The sequence below is a fragment of the Isosphaeraceae bacterium EP7 genome (assembly GCA_038400315.1).
Taxonomy (GTDB): Bacteria; Planctomycetota; Planctomycetia; order Isosphaerales; family Isosphaeraceae; genus EP7.
The window spans coordinates 2,195,300-2,218,765 of record CP151667.1; the positions used below are offsets into that span (position 1 = coordinate 2,195,300).

The following is a 23,466-nucleotide window of genomic DNA, read 5'->3' on the forward strand; positions in this document are numbered from 1 at the left end:
GATGGAACGCCGCGATCCCGCCGACCGCCCCGTGCTGGTGCTCGACTTCGGCTCCCAGTACGTCCAGCTGATCGCCCGCAGGATCCGCGAGCGTCACGCGTTCGCCCGGATCGTCCGGCACGACATCACCCTGGAACGCGTCAAGGAGCTGAACCCGCTGGCCATCGTGCTTTCGGGCGGCCCCAGCAGCGTCTACGACGAGGGCGCGCCCCGCTGCGACCCCGCCCTGTTCACGATGGGCATCCCGGTGCTGGCCATCTGCTACGGGATGCAGCTCGCCTGCGAGGCCCTGGGCGGCCACGTCGAGCCCGCCCCCGCGCGTGAGTACGGCCGGGCCGAGTGCACGGTGATCGCCCCCGAAGACCCGCTCTTCGCCGGCGTGCCCCGGCAGATGCCCGTCTGGATGAGCCACGGTGACCAGGTGCACGTCGCCGGCGGTTCCTTCATCGCCCTGGCCGCCACGCCCACCTGCCCGATCGCCGCGGTGAAGCACGTCACCGACCCCGTCTACGGCCTGCAATTCCACCCGGAGGTGGCGCATACCCCGTACGGCGCCTTGATCCTGGGCAACTTCCTCGACAAGATCTGCGGCAGCGCGGGCACCTGGACGATGGGCGCGGTGCTCGAGCGATCGGTCGCCGAGATGAAGTCCCGCGTCGGCCCCGAGGAGCGGGTCGTCTGCGGCCTCTCCGGCGGCGTCGACTCCGCCGTGACCGCCGCCCTTCTGACGAAGGCACTCGGCCCGCGAGTCGTCTGCGTGTTTGTCGACAATGGCCTGTTGCGGGGCGGCGAGCGCGCCGCGGTGGTCGACATGTTCGGCACCCACTCCGACGCCGAGCTGCGCGTCGTCGACGCGACCGAGCAATTCCTGAACGTCCTGGACGGTGTGACTGATCCGCAGGAGAAACGGGTCAAGATCGGCCACACGTTCATCGATGTCTTCAAGAACGAAGCCCTGTCGATCCCCAACGCCCGCTTCCTCGCCCAGGGCACCCTCTACCCCGACGTGATCGAGAGCGGCGGCGGGATCGACGGCCCGGCCGCCACGATCAAGCACCACCACAACGTGGGCGGTCTGCCCGCGGAGCTTGGCTTCGAGCTGATCGAGCCCCTGCGAGACCTCTTCAAGGACGAGGTCCGCCGCCTCGGCCTGGAACTTGGCCTGCCCGAATCGCTCGTCTGGCGTCACCCGTTCCCCGGCCCCGGCCTGGCCGTCCGCTGCCTCGGTCCCATCACCCGGGCCAAGCTCGAAGTGCTGAGGCAGGCCGACGCCATCTTCCTCGACGAGCTGCGCCTGGCCGGCCTGGAACGCCAGATCGGTCAGGCCTTCGCCGTCCTCCTCCCCGTGCAAACCGTCGGCGTGATGGGAGACGGCCGCACCTATGAGAACGTCATCGCCCTGAGGGCCGTCGAAACCGACGACTTCATGACCGCCGACTGGTCCCACCTGCCGCACGATCTCCTCTCGCGGTCGTCGACCCGGATCATCAACTCGGTGAAGGGGGTCAATCGCGTGGTCTACGACGTGACGAGCAAGCCTCCGGGCACGATCGAGTGGGAATGACGCACCGGCGTCATAGGCCCTGAGATTGACTGCTCGCTACCGTTGCCATACAATACAACAAGCAAATGCGGGTAGAACGATCGTTCGTGGAGCCTGCTGAGTGCCGGACTTCGACCTCATTCTCTGGGACGATGAGGACGACCTCGACGGCAATGTCTGGCACATCAGGCTCAACGGACTCACGCCAGACGAGGTCGAGGATGCTCTTTCGGGTCCTGGCGTCCGCGATGTCTCGAGCCGTTCGACCGGACGCTCGTCCTCATACGCATCACTTCTCAATGGTCGTTCTCTCTTCATCGTCTATGAACTGAGCAAAGAGGCCGGGCTCGTCTTTCTCTATCCGATCACCGCCTACGAACTCCTCCAGGACTGACGATGAAGGCCGAGGGTGCCATGCCACTCAAACGGATCGAAGACCTGACTCCTGAACAGCGTGCCGCCGCGGATGCGATCCTGGCACGCAATCGCACGCCCGAACGACGAGCCGAACTGGCCCGGATCCGGGCCGATGTGATGCGTGAGTTCCCGCCCCTGACAATCTCGGCCGGGCTGGCCGAGTCCCTGGCCTCGCTCCGGCTGGAACGCGAGCGGTTGGGCCTGAGCCTGTCGGATGTCCAGGCAAGGAGCGGGCTCGACCGGGGGATGATTTCTCGGCTGGAGAACGGCAAGATCGCCAACCCCACGGCCTCGACTCTGGAGTCTTATGCCGCGGCACTGGGCCGTCGAATGATCTGGGCGACGGAACCGGCCGAGGCCGGGGACTGACCTCCCCGGCCGGGTGGAATGCGTTTCAGGGAAAACTGTCGGAGGTTCGATCTCCCGATCGCTCTCAATGGGAAGAACCTGGCCCGATTCTGAGGATCAGGGCGAACACGTCGCCTTCGCAAGTCTGCCCGTGACAGGACGGGGTAGAATGTGCCGTCGTCCGTGTTTCGAACTTCCAAAGATCATTGATAACTAAAATGACCGATAGCGCCGCCATGCGATCTCATCGGCTCCGCATGTTGACATTTATTCTTGTTCTTGGCGTATCCGCCACAATTGCCGCGATTTGGCACCTCCGGCCGCAGGTCTATGACACAGTCCGTCTCTCGAACCGGCTCGTCGTCTTCGAGGGCCTCCCTCACCCGATGTATGAGGAAGCGACGTTCGAAAAGGAGTTGAAGAGTCAGCAGACAATTCAGATATCAGGCTTTCCGTTCTATCTTGAGCCTCTCGACATGAAGGTCGAAGATCTCAAGGCACTTCGTGACCTGCTGGGAAACCGGAACACTTATCAGGCCTACAGTGGCGAGAAGAAATGCGGCGGCTTCCATCCCGACTACGCTGTCGAATGGACATTCGAAGGAAGGGTCTACCGCTGCCTGATTTGCTTCGGATGCTTCGAGGTCAGGTTCATCGACCCGAAGGGAAACGAGCGATCCTATGACCTGAGGCAGGATCGGGACGGACGCACTCGGAAGTCAGGGTTGTCGGATCTCCTCAAAACGTACCGGAATCATCGCCCTCCTCACGAACGATTCGGTCTGTTTCTACTCTAGGAAATTCGACATGTTTGTTCGCTTCGTCGCGGGGACGGAGGGAGAAAATGCCTTCTGGCTGGATGGCGTTTTCACGGTCGCCCGCCTCAAGGACGAGGCCGGGGAATTGTTCTCGCACGAATCGGCGATGTTGAGCGAGATTTTCGCATGGTTCAACGAGAATTTGCCCTGCCCGCCCTTCGGCCGAAAGCTGACGAGCGGTGAGTGGAGCATCGACGCTGTGAGTTGGTTCCGGGACGATGCCGGGGAGCCGTTGCGCCGGATGTGGGACCTCGTCGTGATCCTTCGAGAGCATGGCACGCCTGTCCGGCTGATCACGACGGAGCGACCGGGGACGATTGTCTACCGGGACAAATATCAAGTCGTGGCAGAGACACCTCCCTGGAAATAATGTAAGACTCTTCGGCAGGCAAGGGACGGCGTTCTCCTTCATCAGCCGATGAGCCTCCCTGCGTCCTGAACGGCTCGCTCAACGAACCGAGGGGCAGACGTCCATGATCCGACGAACCGCGCTCTGGGCCCTGGGCTTCGCGGCCCTGCTGGCGATTGCTCCCTCGGCCTCGATGGCCGAGACCCGGACGATCGCCCGGTGCGGGGCGGGTTTTCTGGAGGAAGTTGACGGGTCCAAGGTGCTGCATCTCAAGGGGACACCCTATGAGATGGGCTATCAGCAGGGGGCCCTGCTGAAGGACGAGATCCGCGAGCTGGTGACGTTCCTGTTCGAAGTGAAGGCGAAGGAACTGAAGGCGGGGATCGGCGGGCTGAAGCTGGACCCCAAGCGGCTGATCAACTCGATCTCGGAGCGGCAGAAGGCGTTCACGCCTCCGCGCTACTTCGAGGAGATGCGCGGGGTGGCCGATGGGGCCGAGATGAAGGTCGAGGACATCATCGCGGCCAACTTCATCCCCGAGCTGTTCCATTGCAGCGGATTCGCGCTGAGCGGATCGGCCACCAAGGACGGCACGCTCTACCACGGGCGGATCCTGGACTACGGCTGCGACTGGAAGTTGCAAGACCACGCAGTGGTAACGGTGGCCGAGCCCGAGGGGAAGATCCCGTTCGTGAACGTGACATACGCCGGGTTCGTCGGGTCGGTGACCGGGATGAACGCGAAGTCGGTCTCCATCGGCGAGATGGGGGGCAAGGGCCTGGGCCACTGGGAAGGGGTGCCGATGGCCTTCCTGGTCCGCTGGGCCCTGGAAGAGGGCGAAGACCTTGACTCCGCGGTTGCGATCTTCCGCGATCACCCCAGGACGTGTGAATACTACTATGTGATCGCCGACGGCAAGAGTGGCAAGGGGGTCGGCCTTGAGGCGTCGTGGGACACCTTCACCCTGGTGAACATGGGCGAGGTGCACGAGAAGCTGCCGAACGCCGTGAAGGACGCTGTGCTGCTCTCAGTGGGCGACCGTTACAACGAGCTGAGCAAGCGTGTGAAGGAAGGCCACGGCACCTTCGACGCCAACTCCGCCCGCGAGCTGATGAGCCGGCCGGTGGCCATGAAGTCGAACCTGCACAGCGTCCTGTTCGAGTCGGCGAGCACCAGGTTCTGGGTGGCCAACGCCTCGAAGACCGGGGAGCCCGCCGTGACGCAGCCGTACCACGGGTTCCAGCTCACGGAGCTGCTCGGGCACCAGGCCGACACGGCGGCGCCGCTGCTGCCCGGGCCGAAGGCCGAGACGACGGGATCGCGCTGAGAGGATGGGTTGTGGCCCCGCGACGACGGATGCCGCGCGGCCACGGCGCTTGTGGTGACCGCGGCTGCCTCGTACCATCCGGGGGTCCCATGTCGGGGACACCGCGATGGGGCGGCAACCGGGGGAGGGGCTGATGCGCGGGCTGGCTTGGATGTTGATGGGGTTCTTGGGGGTGTTGATTGGGGCGTCGACCGCGACGGCCCAGCAGAAGCTCGACCTTCGGACGTCGGAGGGGGTCGAGGCGGTGAAGGGGGAGTGGCGATACTCCGACGTGAAGCTGGTGGAGACGACGCCGACGAACCCGGGCGCCAAGGGGGCCAAGGGGTACGCGATCGAGCCGAAGGCGCACGGGGCCGATTACGACGACGGCGAGTGGGAGGTGGTCGAGCCGGCCTCGCTGGCCAAGCCTCGGGCGGCGGGCCGGGTCTGCTTCAACTGGTACCGGATCAAGGTGACGATCCCCGAGAGTGCCAAGGGGAAGCGGGTCTTCTTCCAGGCGATTTCCGACGACTATGGCGAGGTCTGGGTCGACGGCAAGCTGCCCAGGAAGCTGGGGCAGTCGGGCGGCGCGATCGTGGCCGGGTTCAACGCGCCCAACCGCGTTGAGCTGATGGATGCGAGGCCGGGGAAGGTCTACCAGGTGGCAATCTTCGGCATCAACGGACCGATCTCGGCCATGCCCAGCAACGCCATCTTCTTGCGCGAGGCGGTCCTGGAGATCCAGTGATCCGAGCCCGGGTGGTGCCTGACCTGCGGATTTGGGGAAGTTGGAGGGGGAGGGATTTCCTCGGCGGGGGACGGTCGTGGTAGCATCGAATTGCCCTATGCCGCCACGTTGCCCACCTTGAGCCCGCCCCCCCGGCCCGGCCCCGATTTGCCAGGAGGTTCGGATGCAGGACCCCCAGGATCCGTTCGACGCATTTGAGCCGGAGGCCCCGCACGCGAGACGATCGCAGGCCCCGGCCGTCCTGATCGTGACGGCCCGCAGGGGCCGGATGCTCGACGCGTTGCTGCCGCCCACATTGATCGCGGCGGCGGCCGGCCTGGTGCTCGCCTATCGAGGCGCCCAGACCGAATGGGATGGCCTGAGCTTGCCACGATTTGCCACGGTGGCCAAGGCCGCCCCCGTCCTGGTGAAGGCCGAGCCGAAGCCGCCTGAAGCGGCTCCGAACGCTGCGACCGTCCCCGTGACCCCGCCGGTTGTCGCGGCGGTCGAGCCCAAGCCCGTTGAGCCCAAGCCCCTGGTTGAGCCCGAGACGAAGCTGACTGACGCGGCCAAGGCGAAGGTCTGGGACGAGATCGAAGTCGAGGCAAGGAAGACCCGGGAGCAGCAGGCCGAGCTTGAGAAGATCAAGGACGACGAGGACGCGAGGGCGGCCGCGTTGCCTCCGCCGATCGACCGCAAGGCCCCGGGGATGCGCATCGTGGCCCGGGATATCAACGCGCTCCTCCAGGCCCAGATGCAGATGCAACGGAGGATCGCAGAGCGGCAGCAGGGTGCCCAGGCGGATGTGCTCCGGCGGCATGCGCAGCAGGTCGAGGCGTTGCGGCGGAGCTGGATCAACGGCGGCGGCCTGCCCAACCGGATGGGGGGACGGCCAGGCGTGCCGCTCCCGCCGAGGCCCATCCCCCCCGCGCCGCCGCACGAGGCATTCGCCGATCTTCAGCAGGATGACGCGCCGCGGGCCGAGCCCCAGGTGCGGATGGAGTTCCGGCAGTTCAATGGGCCGGGGAACCTGCAAGGCTACGTCTTCCGTAGGCAGATCATCGTGAAAAACGAGGGGGAGGCCCCCCCGCCGCCGAGACCGATCGAAGCCGAAAACGAGTGACCCGACCTGGATAGGAGCGGAACCGATGATGGCACTCCCTCGGGCCCGGACAAGCTGGAAGCCTCGGTTCGTCGTGATCGCATCGATCGCGGCGTGCGCAGCCGCCGTCGCGGTGGGGCGCGAGGCCCCGTCTTCGACCATGCAGGCGATCCCGCCCGAGGTCATCGAGGAGTGGAAACTCCAGGCCCACGAGGAGGTCGCGCGGCTTGAGGCGCTGGTCAAGATGCGGAAGTCCGAGGCCCGCGCGGCGGATGCCGAGTTGGAAACCTCCCAGGTCCGCCAGAATTACACCGAGAACATGGCGACCAAGGGGTTAACCTCGAAGGCGATCTTGAAGGCGAATCAGAACGCCAGGCTCGACTCCGAGATGCGCGTCGCGATTCGCGAGGCCCTGCTGAAGGAGGCCGAGATCCATCTCGCCCAGGCAAAGCGGCGGATGGCCAGACTTGACAGGGGGCCGGTGAATTTGCTCCTCGACGCCGGCGATTCCTCCGCTCGCATGCAGATCCGGATGCAGGAGCTTGAGGCGTCGATTGCCGACCTCCTCCAGCGGGGAGAATCGATGGATCGACGGCTCTCGAGCCTTGAGCAACTCGTCAAAAAGTAGGAACTGGGCCGGCCCCCGCTGCTCGATTGCCGGGTTCGATCGACGACGCCTTCATTCGGGGATGAGACATGAGAAATCGAGCCGCGCGAGTCCTCTGTGTCGTCCTCATGACCGTCATTCCCGCTGTGGTCGCCTCGTGGACCTTCGGGCAAGAGCCGCCCGCCGCCACGGTTGCATCCTCGACGATCTCCCCGGAAATCCTGGCGGAGTGGAAGATCCAGGCTCGTGAGGATGTCGAGCGGTACGGGGCGATGCTGAAGGAGTGGAAGCTGAAGGCACGCGAGGCGACTTCACTCCTGGAGATCGCCCAGGATCGCCTGAATCACATGGAGAACACGACCGCCAAGGGATATACGCCCAAGGTGATGGTGCGAACCAACCAGGCCGAACGGCTGACGGCCGAGGGCCTGCTCCTGGCCTGCGAGACACGGCAGAAGGACGCGGAAGTCCACTTCAACCGGGCGACGAGGAAGCTCGCTCGCCTCGAAAAAGGGACCGCTGATCCGTTGATCGACGCCCCCGACTCCGTCTCAGCGATCGCCCAGATCGTTTCGGATCTGAACTTTCGAATGGATAAAATGACTGCGGAGAACGTGACCCTTAAGGGAAGATTGCAGAACCTCGAGAGGAAACTCGGGGTAGGTGGCTGAGCCTTGACGCTCGAATCAACTGGCCTCGGCCAGTTCGAACGCACCTGCGGGCTCGCAGGCGACCAGGGACTCGACCAGGCCGAGATAGCGGCGGGCGATCTCGGAGCCGGTGGGATCGGCGGGCTGCGGGGTCATCCAGTTCATCTGACGCAGATGATCGAAGGGCCAGGCGGGCAGGGGGGTGCCGAAGGCTTCCGAGGACTCGACGGAGACGAGGCCATCGTTGGGGCCTTCCAGCTCGGACATGACCTCGAAGACACGCCTGAGGGGCCAGCAGACGTCGGACGGGGCGGGGTCGCCGGCGATGCTGTAGCAGGGGATGTCAAGCTGCCGTGGCATGGCCTTGTTGAAGGCGCGGGCCTCGGGGCGGGTGATGTCCAGGAACCCTCGGTAGTCGATGCCCAGGGATTCCAGCAGGCGATAGACCCGGCCCATGCGGAGCTTGGCGAAGTCGGCCAGGGGCGAGCCCAGGTGCGGGGTGGCGATGGTGGTGAGGCTCAAGATCCGGTTGGCCCAGCCGGGCTCGGCCATCAGGGCCCGGGCGTCGAGCCCTCCCATGCTGTGGCCGATGATGTGGACGGGCTCGCCGGGGAAGGCGGCCTCGATCCGGTCGCCCAGGCGACGGCCACGGCGGCGGATCCCCGCGGTGGGGTGGACCCGGGGGACCAGCACCCTGTAGCCGGCGGCGCGGAGCCAGCCGGGGATGCCGCGGAAGTAGCTGGACAGGACGAGTCGGCCGTAGCCCACCGTCGAGAAGCCGAAGAGCCCGTGAGCCAGGACAATCGGTGGCCTGGAAATGGTGTCGTTCAAGGAAGGAAGATCCCCGGCGCCCCTCGGATGTTCGACATCCGAGATGGCGAATCGCTCGTCTGTTTCCCTCCTGGCCCTCGCTGATTCCGCCGAAAATGACGGTTGCAGCGAGAGAGACGGCCGAAGAAAATCCATCCGTGCGATCAAAGGGTCTCGTCTAAAGCCAGTCTAGTAGACGGCCGGGCGAAGGCAAGTCGGACGCCGGAAATTTGGCCCGACCGACGCGACCCGGCCTCGCTTCAAATTAACTCGCGGATTGGCTCAAGCTCCTGGAGCAGCGGCATCGGCCGGTCCCCCTTGTCCGTCACCGCCGTCGCCGGGTCGATCCCCAACGCGTGGTACAAGGTCGCGAACACGTTCTGGAACGTCACCGGGCGGTCCTTGGCGAACGCCGCGATCTTGTCGCTCGAGCCGATCACCTGGCCGTGACGCATCCCACCGCCGGCCAGCATCGCCATGTTCAACGCCGGCCAGTGGTCCCGACCCGCGTCCTTGTTGATCTGCGGCGTCCGGCCGAACTCGCCCCAGACCACCACCGACACGTCCTTGTCCATCCCCCGCAGGTGCAGGTCCTCCACCAGGCTGGAAAGCGCCATGTCCAGCTTGGGGATCCGGTCCCGGCAGGAGCCGAAGTTGTCGCCGTGGGTGTCCCACCGGCCGAAGGAGATCGTCACGCACCGCGCCCCGGCCTCCACCAGCCGCCGGGCCATCAGGAAGTGGTCCATGCAGCAGGGAGGGCCGTCGGCCTCGTTCTTCATGTCGCCGACACCGTAGCGGGCACGGAGCCGGGGGTCTTCCTTGCTCAAATCGAGGGCGTCGTAGATCCGCCGCGAGGTGAGGATCTCGAAGGCCTGCTGGCTGAAGTTGTCCAGCCCCTGGATCGACTCGTCGCGGTCATACTCGCGGCGGAAGTTGTCCAGCTGGTTCAGGAGAGAGTGCCGGCCTGAGAGCCGCTCGGGGACCAGTACCTTCTCGTCAAAGCTCAGGCCGGCCGAGCCCGCCCCGAGCTGCTTGGTCTGCCGTGTCTGCTTCTGTAGCTCGACGCGGTTGGGGGTGAACGGGGCGTGCGCCAGCCCGAGATAGCCGGGGTCGCCGGGATTGCTCCAGCGGGGCTCGCCGGTGCGGGGCGAGAGGCCGATGAACGGGGGGACGTCGGGCCGTACGGGTCCGTTGAGCTTCGACAGGATGGCGCCCATGCTGGGCCGGCCCCCCTGGGTCTTGCTCTGAAGGTCGGTATAACCGGTCAGGCACTGGCCCACGGAATGATCCGGGCCGTTACCGACCAGCGATCGGATGACGGTGAACTTGTCCATCATCGCGGCCATCCGCGGCATGTGCTCGCAGATGTCCAGGCCCGGCACCTTCGTGTGAATCGGCTTGTACTCGCCCCGGATCCCCTCCGGAGCGTCGGGCTTCAGGTCCACCATGTCCTGGTGCGGCGGCCCGCCGGCCAGCAGCACCATGATCACCGCCTTGTGCGACGACCCCTTCGACGAGACACCCGCCAACGCCTCCTGGCGGAGGATCTGCGGCAGCGACAGCCCCCCCATGGCCAGGCCACCCAGGCGGAGGAAGTCGCGGCGGGTGACGCCATCGCAGAATCCGGAGCGAGTCTTGCCGGCGATCGTCAGCATGGGTCCAGACTCCTCGACAGATGCGGCGGGCGAATTCGGCGGGCGTGAAGCGTCTTTATCAAGTGCGCAAGCGGGGGCGCAACCTGACGCATTCTACTTGAGCGATGGCGAGGTGCAAGTCGGGTGCCGAAATTTCGGTCAGACCAAATCGAGATCAGATCAGTTCGCGGATTGGCTCAAGCTCCTGGAGCAGCGGCATCGGCCGGTCCCCCTTGTCCGTCACCGCCGTCGCCGGGTCGATCCCCAACGCGTGGTACAAGGTCGCGAACACGTTCTGGAACGTCACCGGGCGGTCCTTGGCGAACGCCGCGATCTTGTCGCTCGAGCCGATCACCTGGCCGTGACGCATCCCACCGCCGGCCAGCATCGCCATGTTCAACGCCGGCCAGTGGTCGCGGCCGGCATCCTTGTTGATCTGCGGCGTCCGGCCGAACTCCCCCCAGACCACCACCGACACGTCCTTGTCCATCCCCCGCAGGTGCAGGTCTTCCACCAGGCTGGAAAGCGCCATGTCCAGCTTGGGGATCCGGTCCCGGCAGGAGCCGAAGTTGTCGCCGTGGGTGTCCCACCGGCCGAAGGAGATCGTCACGCACCGCGCCCCGGCCTCCACCAGCCGCCGGGCCATCAGGAAGTGGTCCATGCAGCAGGGGGGGCCGTCATATTCGCTGTCCATGTTGCCGATGCCGTAGCGGGCACGGCGCCTCGGGTCTTCCTTGCTCAAATCGAGGGCGTCGTAGATCCGCCGCGAGGTGAGGATCTCGAAGGCCTGCTGGCTGAAGTTGTCCAGCCCCTGGATCGACTCGTCGCGATCGTATTCGCGGCGGAACGCGTCGAGTTGGTGCAGCAAGGAGTGCCGGCCGGAGAGGCGGTCGGGGACCAGCACCTTCTCGTCGAAGCCGGGGCCCGACGATCCCGGAGCGCCCGCTTGCTTCTCCGACTCGATCCGGTTGGGGGTGAACGGGGCGTGCGCCAGCCCGAGATAGCCGGGGTCGCCGGGATTGCTCCAGGGAGCATGGGCGGTGCGGGGCGAGAGCCCGAAGAACGGGGGGACGTCCGGAAAAACGGGCCCGTTGAGCTTCGACAGGATGGCGCCCAGGCTGGGCCGGCCCCCCTGGCTAATGCTCTGGGCATCGGTGTAGCCGGTGAGGCACTGCCCGACGGAGTGGTCGCCCTGATTGCCCACCAGCGAGCGGATGACGGTGAACTTGTCCATCATCGCGGCCATCCGCGGCATGTGCTCGCAGATGTCCAGGCCCGGCACCTTCGTGTGGATCGGCTTGTACTCGCCCCGGATCCCCTCCGGAGCGTCGGGCTTCAGGTCCACCATGTCCTGGTGCGGCGGCCCGCCGGCCAGCAGCACCATGATCACCGCCTTGTGCGACGAACCCTTCGACGAGACCCCCGCCAACGCCTCCTGGCGGAGGATCTGCGGCAGCGACAGCCCCCCCATGGCCAGGCCACCCAGGCGGAGGAAGTCGCGGCGGGTGACGCCATCGCAGAATCCGGAGCGAGTCTTGCCGGCGATCGTCAGCATGGGTCCAGACTCCTCGACAGATGCGGCGGGCGAATCCAACGGAGGTTAAACAATTCGATCGTACTTCGGCAAGGGAAATCTCCAAACTGATTACAACTTCAACGGGCCGATGCCCCAAAACAGGCATGTCAGCCCCCTTTTCGAGCGTCGTTCATCCAGAGGCCCCCGTCAACAAGCAGGGCGGTGCCGGTGATGTAGTCGGCATCATCGGAGGCGAGGAAGGCAGCGGCCTTGCCGATGTCGGAGGGCTGGCCGAGGCGACCCCAGGGGAGTTCGGGGGCGGCCGCGTCGAGGGCTTCGCGGCTGAAGAAGGCCAGCTCGCCGGGGGTATCGATCCAGCCGGGCTGGATGAGGTTGACGTTGATTCGGTGGGGGAGCAGCTCGGCGGCGATGGTGAAGGCCATGTGCTTCAGGCCCGCCTTGCCGGCGTTGTAGGCCACGCTTTTGGCATACGGGACCAGGTCGTGAATGCTGGAGATGAAGACGATCTTGCCCGGAGACTTCCGCCCGACCAGGTGGCGAGCGATGAGCTGGCTCATGTGAAACCCGCCCGAGAGCGTGGCGGCCACAACCCGCTCGAAGTCGTCGGGGTCATAATCGAGGAAGTCGGCCCGACGGTTGTGCGCAGGGTTGCTGACGAGGATGTCCAGCTGGCCGAAGGCGTCGATGGCGCGCCCGACGACCCCCTCGCAGCCGGCCCTCGAGAAGACATCGCCCTCGATGACCGCCGCTCTCCGGCCCAGACCGACGATCTCGTCGACGAGCGAGTCGACCTCGGGGCCACTTCGAAGGTCATTGACGACGACATCGGCCCCCGCGCGGGCCAGTTCTAGGGCGCAGCCGCGACCGATGCCTTGAGCGGAGCCGGTGACGAGCGCGATCTTGCCGAGCAGATTCAACGGAGAGGCTCCTGGACTTCGAGGAGAGCCTGGGATGCTCACCCTCCAACATCGAATCGAAGGGTTGGACGGTCTAGCAAAGTTCAGAACCAGATCCGAATCGGCCGGACGCCTGCTCGTTCCAGGTGGGGGTCGAGCCGCCTGGCGAGCCTCGCCCAGTTATGGTGCGGGACCGACGGGTAGAGGTGATGTTCCAGGTGGTAGAGGTGCTCCAGGGCGATTGCCGAAGCCACCAGTCCTCGGAACGCCCTCGTTTGCGTGAGCTCGTCCGTTCCGGTCGGGTCGTGCGGGACGTACGACGTGACGAGCGGGATGATCCAGCTTCCCATGATCATCAGGAGCGCATACATCGGGAAGGCGGAAGATGATCCGGCCAGCGACGCGGCGATGGTCACCAGCACCAGGCAAGCAATGACTTCGCAGATGATCCAGGACCTCGCGTGCTTGGCATGCCGCAATGCCCAGAACATGAGCCTGGGCTGGAAGACGATCCCCTGCGCCAGGGCGCCGACCAGGGACATCCTTGCCGCGGAGGCCTCGATATCGTCGGCGTGCGGGAAATGGGCGTGGTGGTGCAGGTGTGCGGCCCGATAGGCGTGACCGCTGCGGAGGGCGAGCAGTTCGATCAGGCAAAGCAGCGCATCGTTGACCGCCGACGGCAATGCCAGGTTGCGGTGCACGAGGTCATGCGAGATCGATCCATAGGTGAAGAAGCTGAGCGCCACCAGGCAGAAGACCGCCGGCGGCCACCAGCCCCGGACCGCGAACGCGAAATAGGCCCCGCACCAGAGGAAGGGACCGACCAGGCTGACCACTCGCCTCAGGGGAGAGATGCGGGCGAGGTCCGCGCCCAACTCGCGGAGAGGCGGCATGCCGTAGTTTTTGTGCTCAACGCCTTGCTCGATCACGAGACGCCCCCGATGCGTTCATGTGCCGGTCATCCCCGTCTCGATGCGGGCGGGCTCGACGCCCTCGAAGATCGACCCGCTTTGACCAACTGGCCGTCCTCCGCCGTGGCAGGCCGGGCGGTAGGCCAGCAAGCCGATCGCGTAGACGCAGGCCCCGAGGACGGCCGGGGCGAGGTGGACGGCGTCGTTGTAGCCGATGACCGGGTGGACGCCGATCGCGGTGGCGGAGCCGATGGTGCCGGCCAGGGCGAGCGCCTGCCAGAGGCTCTTCGAAGGGCGGGCGCACCAGACGACGCAGAGCAAGGTGATGCCGAAGCAGCAGACGGCCCCGCCGAATCCGGCGCGGTCGTGGGCGATGAGGGGGATGAGTCGGCCGTTGATCGCGTTGAACTCGTCGACGCCGATGTCGAGGAAGACGAGGTCCTGCGGCACGAAGACGGTCGTCATGCCGACGACCAGGATCGTCAGGCCGCCGCCCACCAACCCGAGGGCGGTGGCCAGCAGGCAGGCCCGGCCGAGGCCCGCGATCGACAGCCAGGGGAGGCGGACCGAGGGACTGAGCAACGAGCGGATTCCCGAGGGGCCGTTCAGCGTCTCCCGGGACAGGGCCAGGCCCACGGCGAAGCAAGGGAGCAGCCCCAGCGTGGCGATGCCATGCCAGGTGTCCAGGTAGCCGTAGCCGAGGTAGGCGAAGAAGCTGACGAAGCCCTCGGCGCCGCTGAGCAGGAACAGCCACCAGGCCCAGGGCTCCCCGCGCTTCAGGGGGAATTCGGCCATCCAGAGATAGAGCAGGCCGATCGCCACGAGCGCACCGCCGAAGGAGACGCGGTCGTGGATCATGAAATGGACGATCCGGCAGGCGTGCAGCGAGCAGAGATCGGCCGAGGTCATCCCCAGGTAACGCTCGTCGTGCGGCAGGAAATGACCGGTCGCGGCGAGGAAGAGGGCGACCAGGCCCGAAAGTGTCAGGGCCAGGCCCGTGAGGGTCAGCAGCGGCCGGCCGTCGCCGACCAGCGCCGAGAGGAATCCCCGCTCGTCGTCGAGGCGGGCCGCGTCAGATTCGGGGAATTCGTGGACCATTCTGCCCGCCCCTTGACGGCGATCGTGCGCACGCCCTTCGATGCGAAGTAAGCGGGGATCATCCTATCAAAGAAGGAGACCGGTCGTGACAGTCGGTTCGCAGGATGGTCTCGTTCAAGGGCGGGCCTCCGTGAGCGAGTCTCGATGCTCTCAGCTGATGAACAGCGCGGCGACCACGAGGAGGTTCACCGCGGGCAGGACACTGAAAGTGATCGCGGCCCGGTAGACTCGCCTTCGATAGCAGATCCAGGAGCCCGAGATTGAGACCAGCACGAGGAACGGGAAGCTCAGCATGCAGCAGACGAAGAGGATTGCCGTGGCGCTGAAGCCCTGATCGAACGCCATCAGGGAGAGGGGGCCGGCGACGATGGCCGGGACCAGAAGTGTTCCGAAGATGAGGCTCGTCAGGATCAGGATGACGAGGGAGGCGCGGCGAAGGGTCGACTCGGCCATGGGGAAACCTCTGCCTGAGGCCTGGTGTGACGGCGGGCTCGTGGGCCCTCCCTGACTCTAGGTCCTGTCGGCTCGGATCGATTGTGGAATCCGCCGGGCGAGAACCGATCGATCGGGCGGTGTTTGAGGATCCAAGAACGGTCGGAACTGCGAGATCCAACCGTGCGTCGGGCCCGGTTATGATGGGCGGCCACGGGACGAGGCCCCTTGTCCCCGGGGTCGATATCAAGAGCGAGGGCGATCACCATGCGATCGATCGGGGATTCTCGTCGCGCGTTCCTGGAGACGATGGGCCTGGCCGGGGCGGGCGCGCTGCTGGGCGGAACGTCCGTGGAGTCGGCCCGCGGGTTTGCGGCGAACGACACGATCGAGGTGGCCTGCATCGGCACGGGCGGGCGGTGTCAGGCGTTGATGAAATCGCTGGCGACGATTCCCAACGTGCGGATCGCCGCCGTCTGCGACATCTACGACAAGAACCTCGACGCCGCGCGGAAGCTTGCCGACCCCAAGGCGGCGGCGTCGAAGGATTTCCGGGAGATACTCGGGCGCAAAGATCTCGACGCGGTCCTGATCGCGGCCCCGGATCACTGGCACGTGCCGATGACGGTTGCGGCTTGCAGGGCCGGCAAGGATGTCTACGTGGAGAAGCCGCTCACCCATTCGCTTGCGGAAGGGACCGCCGTCATCGCGGCTCGGAAAGAAACGGGGCGCGTGGTTCAGGTGGGGACTCAGCAGCGGAGCATGCCGCACTTCCAGAAGGGGCTTGAGATTCTCAAGAGCGGCAATCTGGGTCGGGTTTTCAAGGTGAACCTCTCTTGGAACCGGAACACCAGCTCGCGGTTCAAGCGCGATTCGGCGGGGATCGACCCGAAGCAGGTGGACTGGAAGGCGTTTTTGGGCAATGCGCCCGACCAGCCTTTCGATGAATATCGGCTGCGCAACTGGCGATGGTTCTGGGATTTCGGCGGCGGCTTGCTCACCGATTTGATGGTCCACTTCATCGACGTGGCCCATTGGTATCTGGATCTCGAGCATCCCGTGCTGGCCACGGCCGTCGGCGAGCCGTTCCTGACGGAGGGGGTCTGGCAGACTCCCGACACGATCCAGTGTCTGCTGCAATATCCCGGGATGATCCAGGCCCATTTCGACGGGACCTTCTCCAACCAGCGCAACGCCGCGCGGATCGAATTTCTGGGGACCGAGGCCACGCTTTACCTCGACCGAGGGCGCTATGAGCTGATCCCCGAGCCCGGCAAGACGGTCAAGGCCGAGGAGTGGATTCTGGGCAGCAACCCGCGGAAGGGGCAGGATTTCTACGACAAACCCGACGGCGAACTGCTGCATCTGACCAACTGGGTCGAGTGCGTTCGCAGCAGGGCGGTGCCCAATTGCCCGGTCGAGGCGGGAGTCTCGGCCGCGTCGGCCGCCCACCTGGGAAACCTCGCCTATCGAGGGGGCGGCGCCGCACATTGGGCTGGGGCTGAGGCTCTGTGAGCTTGGCGGGGGCCATCGGGACAATACGGGGCCACGGCCGGCGAACACACAGGCACGCCAGGGATGTGGCCCGACGCTTCTAATGTCCCGGAGATAACGACGGTGGACGAGAATTGGGAGAGCACGGCTAAGCCGTCTCAGGTGATGCGAGAGATCCTGATCGTCCCGCGGTCGACGCCGGAGGTCCCGATCGCACTCCTGGCAGGAATCATCATCGGCGGCTTGATGGCCATGACCGGTGCGGTCATGGGGCCCAGGCCCATGGGGGTGATTCTCATCATGCTAGGGGCGCCGCTCGCCGCTTTCTGCTCGCTCGGGTTTCTGGTCAGCCTGTTCGGGTTGTTCACGGTCAACCCGAACGAGGCGAAGGTGCTCCAGCTCTTCGGCAACTACAAGGGGACGGTGCGCGAGCCGGGGCTGCGGTGGATCAACCCGTTCTTCACCAAGACGCGAATCTCGCTTCGGGTGCGGAACTTCGAGAGCGAGCGGCTGAAGGTCAACGACCTGGCGGGCAACCCGATCGAGATCGCCGCCGTGGTGGTCTGGCGGGTGGTCGACACGGCCGAGGCCCTCTTCCACGTGGAAGATTACAACAACTTCGTCCACGTCCAGAGCGAGTCGGCCCTGCGCAACATGGCGCTCAGCTATCCCTACGACGCACACATCGAAGGGGAAATCTCGCTGCGGGGCCACACGGCGGAGGTGGCCGAGCACCTGAAGACGGAGATCCAGGACCGTCTCTCGCAGGCGGGCGTCGAGGTGCTGGAGGCGCGGATCAGCCACCTGGCCTACGCATCCGAGATCGCCCACGCGATGCTCCAGCGCCAGCAGGCCGGGGCGGTCATCGCGGCCCGGCAGATGATCGTCGAGGGGGCCGTGGGCATGGTCGAGATGGCGCTGGAACGGCTCTCACACAAGCAGATCGTCGACCTGGACAACGACAAGAAGGCCGCGCTGGTGAGCAACCTCCTGGTCGTGCTCTGCTCAGACCGGGGAACCCAGCCGGTTGTGAACGCGGGAAAGTGAGGCCGTCCGTCGCAGCCCCGGCTTCGTTCAAGCGAGGACTCGGCGGCCGTCCCGGGAGCCGCCCTTCTCAAGTCTGATGACCCTCCGGCGCGTCTCACGACGATCCGTCGAGGGCCGTCAGGCAAGATGGGGCTTGAGGTCGCAGAGGGGGACGCTGGGGTTGGGGTCGGCCAGCAGCTCGGCGAGGGTGGTGTCGCGGAAGGCTTTCTCGACGGCGGCAAGGGCGTCATCCATCCGCCGGTGCAGGGGGCAGAGGTGGACGCCGTGCGACTTGAGGTCGAGCGGGCAGGTCTTGATGCGGCGGATCGGCTCGACGGCGTTGATGACGTCCAGCAGCGTCAGGTCGGCGGGGGCCTTCTCCAGCGCCATGCCGCCGCCGATGCCGCGCTGCGAGCGGACGATCCCGGAGCGGGCCAGGCCTTGCAGGACTTTCGACAGGTACGCCTTGGGGACCTTGGTCGCGGCGGAAATCTGGTCGGTCGTGCGCGCAGAGGGCGCCACGTCGGCCAGGTAGACGACCGCCCTCAGGGCGTATTCCACCGTCTGGGAGAACATCGCGGCCGGACCTCCCGGCTAAATTGGATCTTGACATCCAGATTAGCGGCGATAACCTAAATCGGACAAGGTCATCCAATGATCTCAGGCGGGGTGGTTCCCGTCAAATTCGATTCGCGAGAGGGGGGAGATCGTGCGACAGATCGACGAGGCTCGGCTGGAGGCGGACACGGCGTATCGGTTCGGGTATGTGGCGGAATTCATCGGGTTCGGCCCCGAGGACGTCGACGCGATCCACGGCGCGGCGGGCGCACTCGCGGGGCTGGTCCCGGGCCTGGTCGACGCGGTGTACGAGAAGCTTCAGGGGTACGACGCGACCTGGAGGCACTTCGTCCCACGGCAGTCGGGCTATGAGGGGAACGTGCCCACGAGCCTATCCGAGTTGACGGTGGATCACGAGCAGATCAAGTTTCGCAAGGAGCACCTGGGCCGCTATCTCGTGCGCCTGGTGACGCAGAAGTACGACGCGAAGATGGTGGGCTACCTGGACATGGTCGGCAAGATGCACACGCCAGGTGCGGGCTCGGCCAGCCTGGACGTCCCGCTCGTACAGATGAATTCGCTGATGGGTTTCGTGGCCGATGCCCTGACCGCGACGATCCTCGGCCTGGGCCTCGATCGCGACCGCGAGGTGGCCACCGTCCGCGCGTTCGGCAAGCTCCTCTGGATCCAGAACGACCTGATCAACCGCCACTACCAGGGGTCCAGGGTCGCGGAATTGGCGATCGGTTCCGTGGCCTGACCAGATCGGCGGATTTCCACGGTTTCCGACCCCTCGCGGATCTCGATGGAGTGATCTGCGGGGAGATAGCGGGAGGTCTGGGCGATGCCGCCGACCGGCCAGATGATGGCCGACGCGGACACGGAGCGTGGAATCGCCCAGGCCCACGGAGACTGTCGGGCGATTGCCACCGAAGTCGGAGCCGCCGTCGCGCCGGTGGATGCGCCGAATCGAGCCGTCGGTGGTGATGAGGTTGGCACGAATCCCGCCGCCCCGGGCCGACCGGCCGGGGTTGGTTCCGACCATGCGGAGCTGGAGCCAGCGGCGGCCTTGATCGGGATTTCTTAAGGGCGGTTGGAGGCACGGTCGCCGGGCGAGGGCTCCGCCGGCCTGGACAAATTGAGCGACGCCCCCTTCGTCATCGGCGAAGGCAATGCCGTATGACTTCTGCAAGGGGCGAGGCCCGAGGAGGCCCTCACGCCCACGAACGCGCGGCCGTTCCTATTATTGGAACTGGCATCGGGGACGGGCGATGAGTCGGCAGGACGGACGGTGCAGAGTAGGTCGGGCCTGCGCCGGGGCGCGAGGTCGGGTCGTTTCTTCGCGAGTCGGGCGAGACTAAGATGACCCTCCGGCGCGACCGGCTGGCCGGCGCGCAACCCGAGCTTCCGACGATTTTTACCAGTCCAGAAGGACGGCACCTCGATGATTCCGACGATCCGAAGACGGGGCCGATGCGCCCTACTGGCGATGGCGGCCCTTGCCGGCATGGGGATGAGCGAGGGGCGGGCGTATGCGGCCGAGGATCGGCTCGTGATCGAGGGCAAGGACGGGCCGGGCAAGGGGAAGCACGTCGTCCTGGTCAGCGGAGATGAGGAATACCGATCCGAGGAGGGCCTGACTCAACTGGCCAAGATCCTGGCCGCCCACCACGGCTTCAAGTGCACCGTGCTGTTCGCGGTCAACCCGAAGGACGGCACGATCGACCCCAATCAAGGGGATAACATCCCCGGGCTCGAAGCGCTGGACCATGCCGATCTGATGATCCTGCTGACTCGGTTCCGCCACCTGCCCGACGCCCAGATGAAGCACATCGCCGACTACGTGGAGAGCGGCCGGCCGATCGTCGGCCTGCGCACGGCGACGCATGCGTTCGACAACAAGAATGGCCCGTACGCCCGGTTCGGCTGGACGAGCAAGGAGCCGGGCTGGGAAGGGGGCTTCGGCCGCAGGGTACTCGGCGAGACCTGGATTAACCACCACGGCGCCCACGGGTCGCAGAGCACGCGGGGCATCCTGGCCCCCGGTGCGGCGGGCAGCCCGATCCTCAAGGGGATCTCCGACGGCGAGATCTGGGGACCGACCGACGTCTACGAAGTGCGCCTCCCCTTGACCGGCGACGCCGTCCCCCTGGTGCTGGGCGAGGTCCTGGAAGGGATGAAGCCCGACGCCAAGCCCCTACCAGGGCCCAAGAATCACCCGATGATGCCCGTCGCCTGGACCCGCACCTACACCCCCGAGGGGGGCAAGCCCGCGAGGATCTTCAACACCACGATGGGCTCGTCGACGGACCTCCAGAACGAGGCCCTGCGCCGCCTGCTGGTCAACGCCGCTTACTGGGCGACGGGGCTGGAGGGGCAGATCCCCGATCGCTCGAAGGTGGACCTGGTGGGGACGTACGAGCCCCTTCCGTTCGGCAACAACAAGTTCAAGAAGGCTGTGAAGCCCGCGGATCTGGCGGGCGAGTGACGCTCCGATGAACGCAGGCCGATGGCCCGACCTCGCACGGGTCGTCGGCCGTTCGCGTGGTCAAGATCCTGGCCTCGGACGGTAGGTGTTTTGGGTTCGGTGCTTGTCAAGGGGGCTAGGCTCCGGGATAGAATAGCTGAGGACGCCGCGCGGATCCTCTCGCGGCCGCGCGAATCTTCAACGCGCATCGTCATCGCGGGCCCTCCTCTCCGCTCGCCCCTCGAAGCCGTCAGATCTATCCCGTCCGACCAAATTCGACCTATCGTCGTCCGGGGTCCCACAGCCCGGGGACCCGCGCGGAGTTCTTGCGAATGCGGACCGTTGCACTGGTCTTGTCGATAATCGTCGCGACGGCCCCCACGGGAGCGCTCGCGGCGGATGGTAGCCGGGGCTCGAAGTCGAGCCGACCCCACGGCATCGAGCGAAGGGTCCCGCTGAAGACCTCGAAGGTGCTGGGCTCGCCCGAGCCGCCCCCTCCTTATCGCGCCGAGAAAGCGTTCCCGAATCTCAAGATCAAGCAAGCCCTGTCGTTCGAGCACGAGCCGGGGACGAATCACTATTTCGTCATTCAACATCTGGGGGGTTGGGCGCCGCCGGGGAAACTCCTGCGGGTCGAGGACAAGCCTGACGTCGACCGCTACGACGAGGTGCTCGACTTCGGCCCCAAGACGATCGCCTACGGGCTCGACTTCCACCCGAAGTACGAGGAGAACGGCTACCTCTTCGTCGGGATGAACACCGAGAACGACGGGCCGCACAAGACGCGGGTCAGCCGGTACACGGTGGACCGCAAGACGCGGGCGATCGACCCCAAGAGCGAGCTGATCATCATCGAGTGGGAGTCGAACGGGCACAACGGCGGCGACTTGGCGTTCGACAAGAATGGCCTGCTGTTCGTGAGCTCGGGGGATGGCACGTCCGACTCGGACACGAATAACCGTGGCCAGGACATGACGTTCCTGACCTCGAAGATTCTGCGCATCGACGTCGACCACCCCGCGCCCGGGATGAACTACTCGGTCCCCGAGGGCAACCCGTTCTCCCACATCCCAGGGGCCCGCAAGGAGACCTGGGCGATCGGGATGCGCAACCCCTGGCGGCTGACGTACGACAAGGCCAGCGATCAGCTCTGGTGCGGCGTCAACGGCCAGGATCTCTGGGAGACGGCCGACATGATCGAGCGCGGGGGCAACTACGGTTGGAGCGTCACCGAGGGGAGCCACCCGTTCCTGGCCACCCGCAAGTTGGGCCCGGCCCCGCTGACCCAGCCCACCGTCGAGCACAGCCACGCCGAGGCGCGGTCGCTCAGCGGCGGGACCGTCTATCATGGCAAGAAGTACCCCGAGCTGGATGGAGCCTACATTTACGGAGACTGGGCGACCGGCAAGATCTGGGCGGTGAAGATGGAAGGGAAGACGAAGGTCTTCCACCGCGAGATCGCCGATACGGCCCTGCAAATCACGGGGTTCGGCCTGGATTCGGCCGGCGAGCTGATCGTCATCGACCACCAGACGGCCTTCTACCGGTTGGTGCCCGGGAAGTCCGAGGACAAGGTCCTGTCGGAAAAGTTTCCGAGGAAGCTGAGCGACTCGGGCCTGTTCTCGAGCGTGGCCGAGCTGAAGATGGCCCCGGGCCTGATCCCTTACACCGTCAACTCGCCCCTCTGGTCCGACGGCGCCGGCAAGATCAGGCACATGGCCGTCCCCGGCGAGGAGAAGGTGGAATTCACCGAGCAGAACGGCTGGGCCTTCCCCGATCACACGGTGCTGGTCAAGACCTTCACCCTCAACCTGGCCGGGACCGATGCCAAGGCCAAGAAGCCGGTGCCGATCGAGACCCGATTCATGGTCAAGGAGCAGGGGGAGTGGGTCGGGTACTCGTACCTCTGGAATGACGACAAGACCGACGCCACGCTGGTGCCCAAGGAGGGGATGGACAAGGTCTTCGCCGTGAAGGGGGCCGACGGCAAGGCCGTGGCGCAAACCTGGCATTACCCGAGCCGGGCCGAGTGCATGGTCTGCCACTCCAGGGCTTCAAACTACGTGCTCGGGCTGACCGCCCCGCAGATGAATCGCGAGTTCAAGTATCCGCGGGCGACGGACAACCAGATCCGGACCCTCGAGCACATCGGCCTGTTCTCGAACAAGGTGGGCAAGCCGACCTCGGAGCTGCCGAAGCTGGACGACCCGAGCGACACCAAGCTCGCCCTTGAGTCTCGGGTGCGGTCGTATCTTCATTCCAACTGCTCCAGCTGCCATGTGGGCGCCGGCGGCGGCAATGCGGCGATCGAGCTGACGGGCGGGTCTTCGCTGGAGAGGCTAGGCGTTGGCCAGACGCCGCAGCAGGGTGCGCACGGAGTGAAGGACCCGAAGATCATCGCGCCGGGTCATCCCGACTCGTCGACGATGTACCTGGCCATGAAGCGCCGGGGTGCGGGTCAGATGCCGCCGCTGGGGACGAATGTGGTCGACGAGAAGGCCGTCGCCATGCTTCGTGACTGGATCAGCAAGCTGCCCGCCGACGCGGTCAAGAAAGCGAGCCCCGACAAGACGGCAGCCAACCCCTGATCCATTCGAGCCTCGATGAGTCTTCGCGACGGCCGCCGGGGGGAAACGTCCCCCCGGCGGCCGTCTCCCATTTCGAACTGCGCGGGCTGAAGCGAGACGGCCGGTTGTGCCGATCAATCACGGGAGATGGCCAAACTTCCATGACGAC

Annotated in this window: 23 protein-coding genes; 15 read left to right on the top strand and 8 right to left on the bottom strand. The window is 65.8% G+C overall.

Going from position 1 to position 23,466, the window contains the following annotated elements:
• The first annotated feature begins 1 nt into the window (after window position 1).
• The 10 genes from guaA to EP7_RS08460 all read left to right on the top strand — a co-directional run bounded on the left by guaA (window position 2) and on the right by EP7_RS08460 (window position 7,888).
• The gene (gene guaA, locus EP7_RS08415; RefSeq protein ID WP_463527401.1) at window positions 2-1,564 is read left to right on the top strand and encodes a glutamine-hydrolyzing GMP synthase; all 1,563 of its coding nucleotides are present in this window, start codon (window positions 2-4) and stop codon (window positions 1,562-1,564) included.
• A gap of 100 nt (window positions 1,565-1,664) precedes the next feature.
• Entirely contained in the window at window positions 1,665-1,937 is a 273-nt protein-coding gene (locus EP7_RS08420; protein WP_463527402.1) for a hypothetical protein, read from the top strand.
• A 20-nt stretch (window positions 1,938-1,957) separates the two neighbouring features.
• Entirely contained in the window at window positions 1,958-2,329 is a 372-nt protein-coding gene (locus EP7_RS08425; RefSeq protein ID WP_463527403.1) for a helix-turn-helix domain-containing protein, read from the top strand.
• Window positions 2,330-2,565: 236 nt separating this feature from the next.
• Window positions 2,566-3,105, top strand: coding sequence for a hypothetical protein (locus tag EP7_RS08430; protein WP_463527404.1), 540 nt, complete (start codon window positions 2,566-2,568; stop codon window positions 3,103-3,105).
• 10 nt (window positions 3,106-3,115) lie between these two features.
• Window positions 3,116-3,496, top strand: a complete 381-nt coding sequence (locus tag EP7_RS08435; RefSeq protein ID WP_463527405.1) for a hypothetical protein — start codon at window positions 3,116-3,118, stop codon at window positions 3,494-3,496.
• A gap of 103 nt (window positions 3,497-3,599) precedes the next feature.
• Window positions 3,600-4,802, top strand: a complete 1,203-nt coding sequence (locus tag EP7_RS08440; protein WP_463527406.1) for a C45 family autoproteolytic acyltransferase/hydolase — start codon at window positions 3,600-3,602, stop codon at window positions 4,800-4,802.
• A 133-nt stretch (window positions 4,803-4,935) separates the two neighbouring features.
• The gene (locus EP7_RS08445; protein ID WP_463527407.1) at window positions 4,936-5,529 is read left to right on the top strand and encodes a hypothetical protein; all 594 of its coding nucleotides are present in this window, start codon (window positions 4,936-4,938) and stop codon (window positions 5,527-5,529) included.
• Between the two features lie 163 nt (window positions 5,530-5,692).
• Entirely contained in the window at window positions 5,693-6,631 is a 939-nt protein-coding gene (locus tag EP7_RS08450; protein WP_463527408.1) for a hypothetical protein, read from the top strand.
• 25 nt (window positions 6,632-6,656) lie between these two features.
• On the top strand, window positions 6,657-7,238 hold the full coding sequence (locus tag EP7_RS08455) for a hypothetical protein (protein ID WP_463527409.1): 582 nt from the start codon (window positions 6,657-6,659) through the stop codon (window positions 7,236-7,238).
• 68 nt (window positions 7,239-7,306) lie between these two features.
• On the top strand, window positions 7,307-7,888 hold the full coding sequence (locus EP7_RS08460; RefSeq protein ID WP_463527410.1) for a hypothetical protein: 582 nt from the start codon (window positions 7,307-7,309) through the stop codon (window positions 7,886-7,888).
• A gap of 15 nt (window positions 7,889-7,903) precedes the next feature.
• On the opposite strand, the gene EP7_RS08465 is transcribed toward EP7_RS08460, so the two are convergent.
• The 7 genes from EP7_RS08465 to EP7_RS08495 form a co-directional block, all read right to left on the bottom strand.
• Complete coding sequence (locus tag EP7_RS08465; RefSeq protein WP_463527411.1) at window positions 7,904-8,698, bottom strand: esterase/lipase family protein; 795 nt, start codon at window positions 8,696-8,698, stop codon at window positions 7,904-7,906.
• A gap of 239 nt (window positions 8,699-8,937) precedes the next feature.
• Complete coding sequence (locus EP7_RS08470) at window positions 8,938-10,332, bottom strand: DUF1501 domain-containing protein (protein ID WP_463527412.1); 1,395 nt, start codon at window positions 10,330-10,332, stop codon at window positions 8,938-8,940.
• A gap of 154 nt (window positions 10,333-10,486) precedes the next feature.
• On the bottom strand, window positions 10,487-11,866 hold the full coding sequence (locus EP7_RS08475) for a DUF1501 domain-containing protein (protein WP_463527413.1): 1,380 nt from the start codon (window positions 11,864-11,866) through the stop codon (window positions 10,487-10,489).
• A 128-nt stretch (window positions 11,867-11,994) separates the two neighbouring features.
• On the bottom strand, window positions 11,995-12,765 hold the full coding sequence (locus tag EP7_RS08480) for an SDR family NAD(P)-dependent oxidoreductase (RefSeq protein ID WP_463527414.1): 771 nt from the start codon (window positions 12,763-12,765) through the stop codon (window positions 11,995-11,997).
• A gap of 83 nt (window positions 12,766-12,848) precedes the next feature.
• Window positions 12,849-13,673: a fatty acid desaturase gene (locus tag EP7_RS08485; RefSeq protein WP_463527415.1), complete on the bottom strand. Its 825-nt coding sequence runs from the start codon at window positions 13,671-13,673 to the stop codon at window positions 12,849-12,851.
• A gap of 18 nt (window positions 13,674-13,691) precedes the next feature.
• On the bottom strand, window positions 13,692-14,753 hold the full coding sequence (locus EP7_RS08490) for a hypothetical protein (RefSeq protein ID WP_463527416.1): 1,062 nt from the start codon (window positions 14,751-14,753) through the stop codon (window positions 13,692-13,694).
• A 150-nt stretch (window positions 14,754-14,903) separates the two neighbouring features.
• The gene (locus tag EP7_RS08495; RefSeq protein ID WP_463527417.1) at window positions 14,904-15,206 is read right to left on the bottom strand and encodes a hypothetical protein; all 303 of its coding nucleotides are present in this window, start codon (window positions 15,204-15,206) and stop codon (window positions 14,904-14,906) included.
• Window positions 15,207-15,452: 246 nt separating this feature from the next.
• Between EP7_RS08495 and EP7_RS08500 the strand changes: the two genes are divergently transcribed.
• Entirely contained in the window at window positions 15,453-16,700 is a 1,248-nt protein-coding gene (locus tag EP7_RS08500) for a Gfo/Idh/MocA family protein (protein ID WP_463527418.1), read from the top strand.
• Between the two features lie 144 nt (window positions 16,701-16,844).
• Entirely contained in the window at window positions 16,845-17,726 is an 882-nt protein-coding gene (locus EP7_RS08505; RefSeq protein ID WP_463528385.1) for an SPFH domain-containing protein, read from the top strand.
• Window positions 17,727-17,843: 117 nt separating this feature from the next.
• Here the strand turns inward: EP7_RS08505 and EP7_RS08510 are convergent, their stop codons facing one another.
• A complete protein-coding gene (locus EP7_RS08510; protein ID WP_463527419.1) occupies window positions 17,844-18,281 on the bottom strand; it encodes an RrF2 family transcriptional regulator in 438 nt (145 codons plus the stop codon).
• Window positions 18,282-18,414: 133 nt separating this feature from the next.
• Here EP7_RS08510 and EP7_RS08515 point away from each other — a divergent pair, with 133 nt between their 5' ends.
• The 3 genes from EP7_RS08515 to EP7_RS08525 all read left to right on the top strand — a co-directional run bounded on the left by EP7_RS08515 (window position 18,415) and on the right by EP7_RS08525 (window position 23,318).
• Window positions 18,415-19,023, top strand: coding sequence for a protoglobin family protein (locus EP7_RS08515; protein WP_463527420.1), 609 nt, complete (start codon window positions 18,415-18,417; stop codon window positions 19,021-19,023).
• Between the two features lie 684 nt (window positions 19,024-19,707).
• Window positions 19,708-20,751, top strand: coding sequence for a ThuA domain-containing protein (locus EP7_RS08520; RefSeq protein WP_463527421.1), 1,044 nt, complete (start codon window positions 19,708-19,710; stop codon window positions 20,749-20,751).
• A 311-nt stretch (window positions 20,752-21,062) separates the two neighbouring features.
• Window positions 21,063-23,318: a PQQ-dependent sugar dehydrogenase gene (locus EP7_RS08525; RefSeq protein ID WP_463527422.1), complete on the top strand. Its 2,256-nt coding sequence runs from the start codon at window positions 21,063-21,065 to the stop codon at window positions 23,316-23,318.
• The last annotated feature ends 148 nt before the right edge of the window (window positions 23,319-23,466 follow it).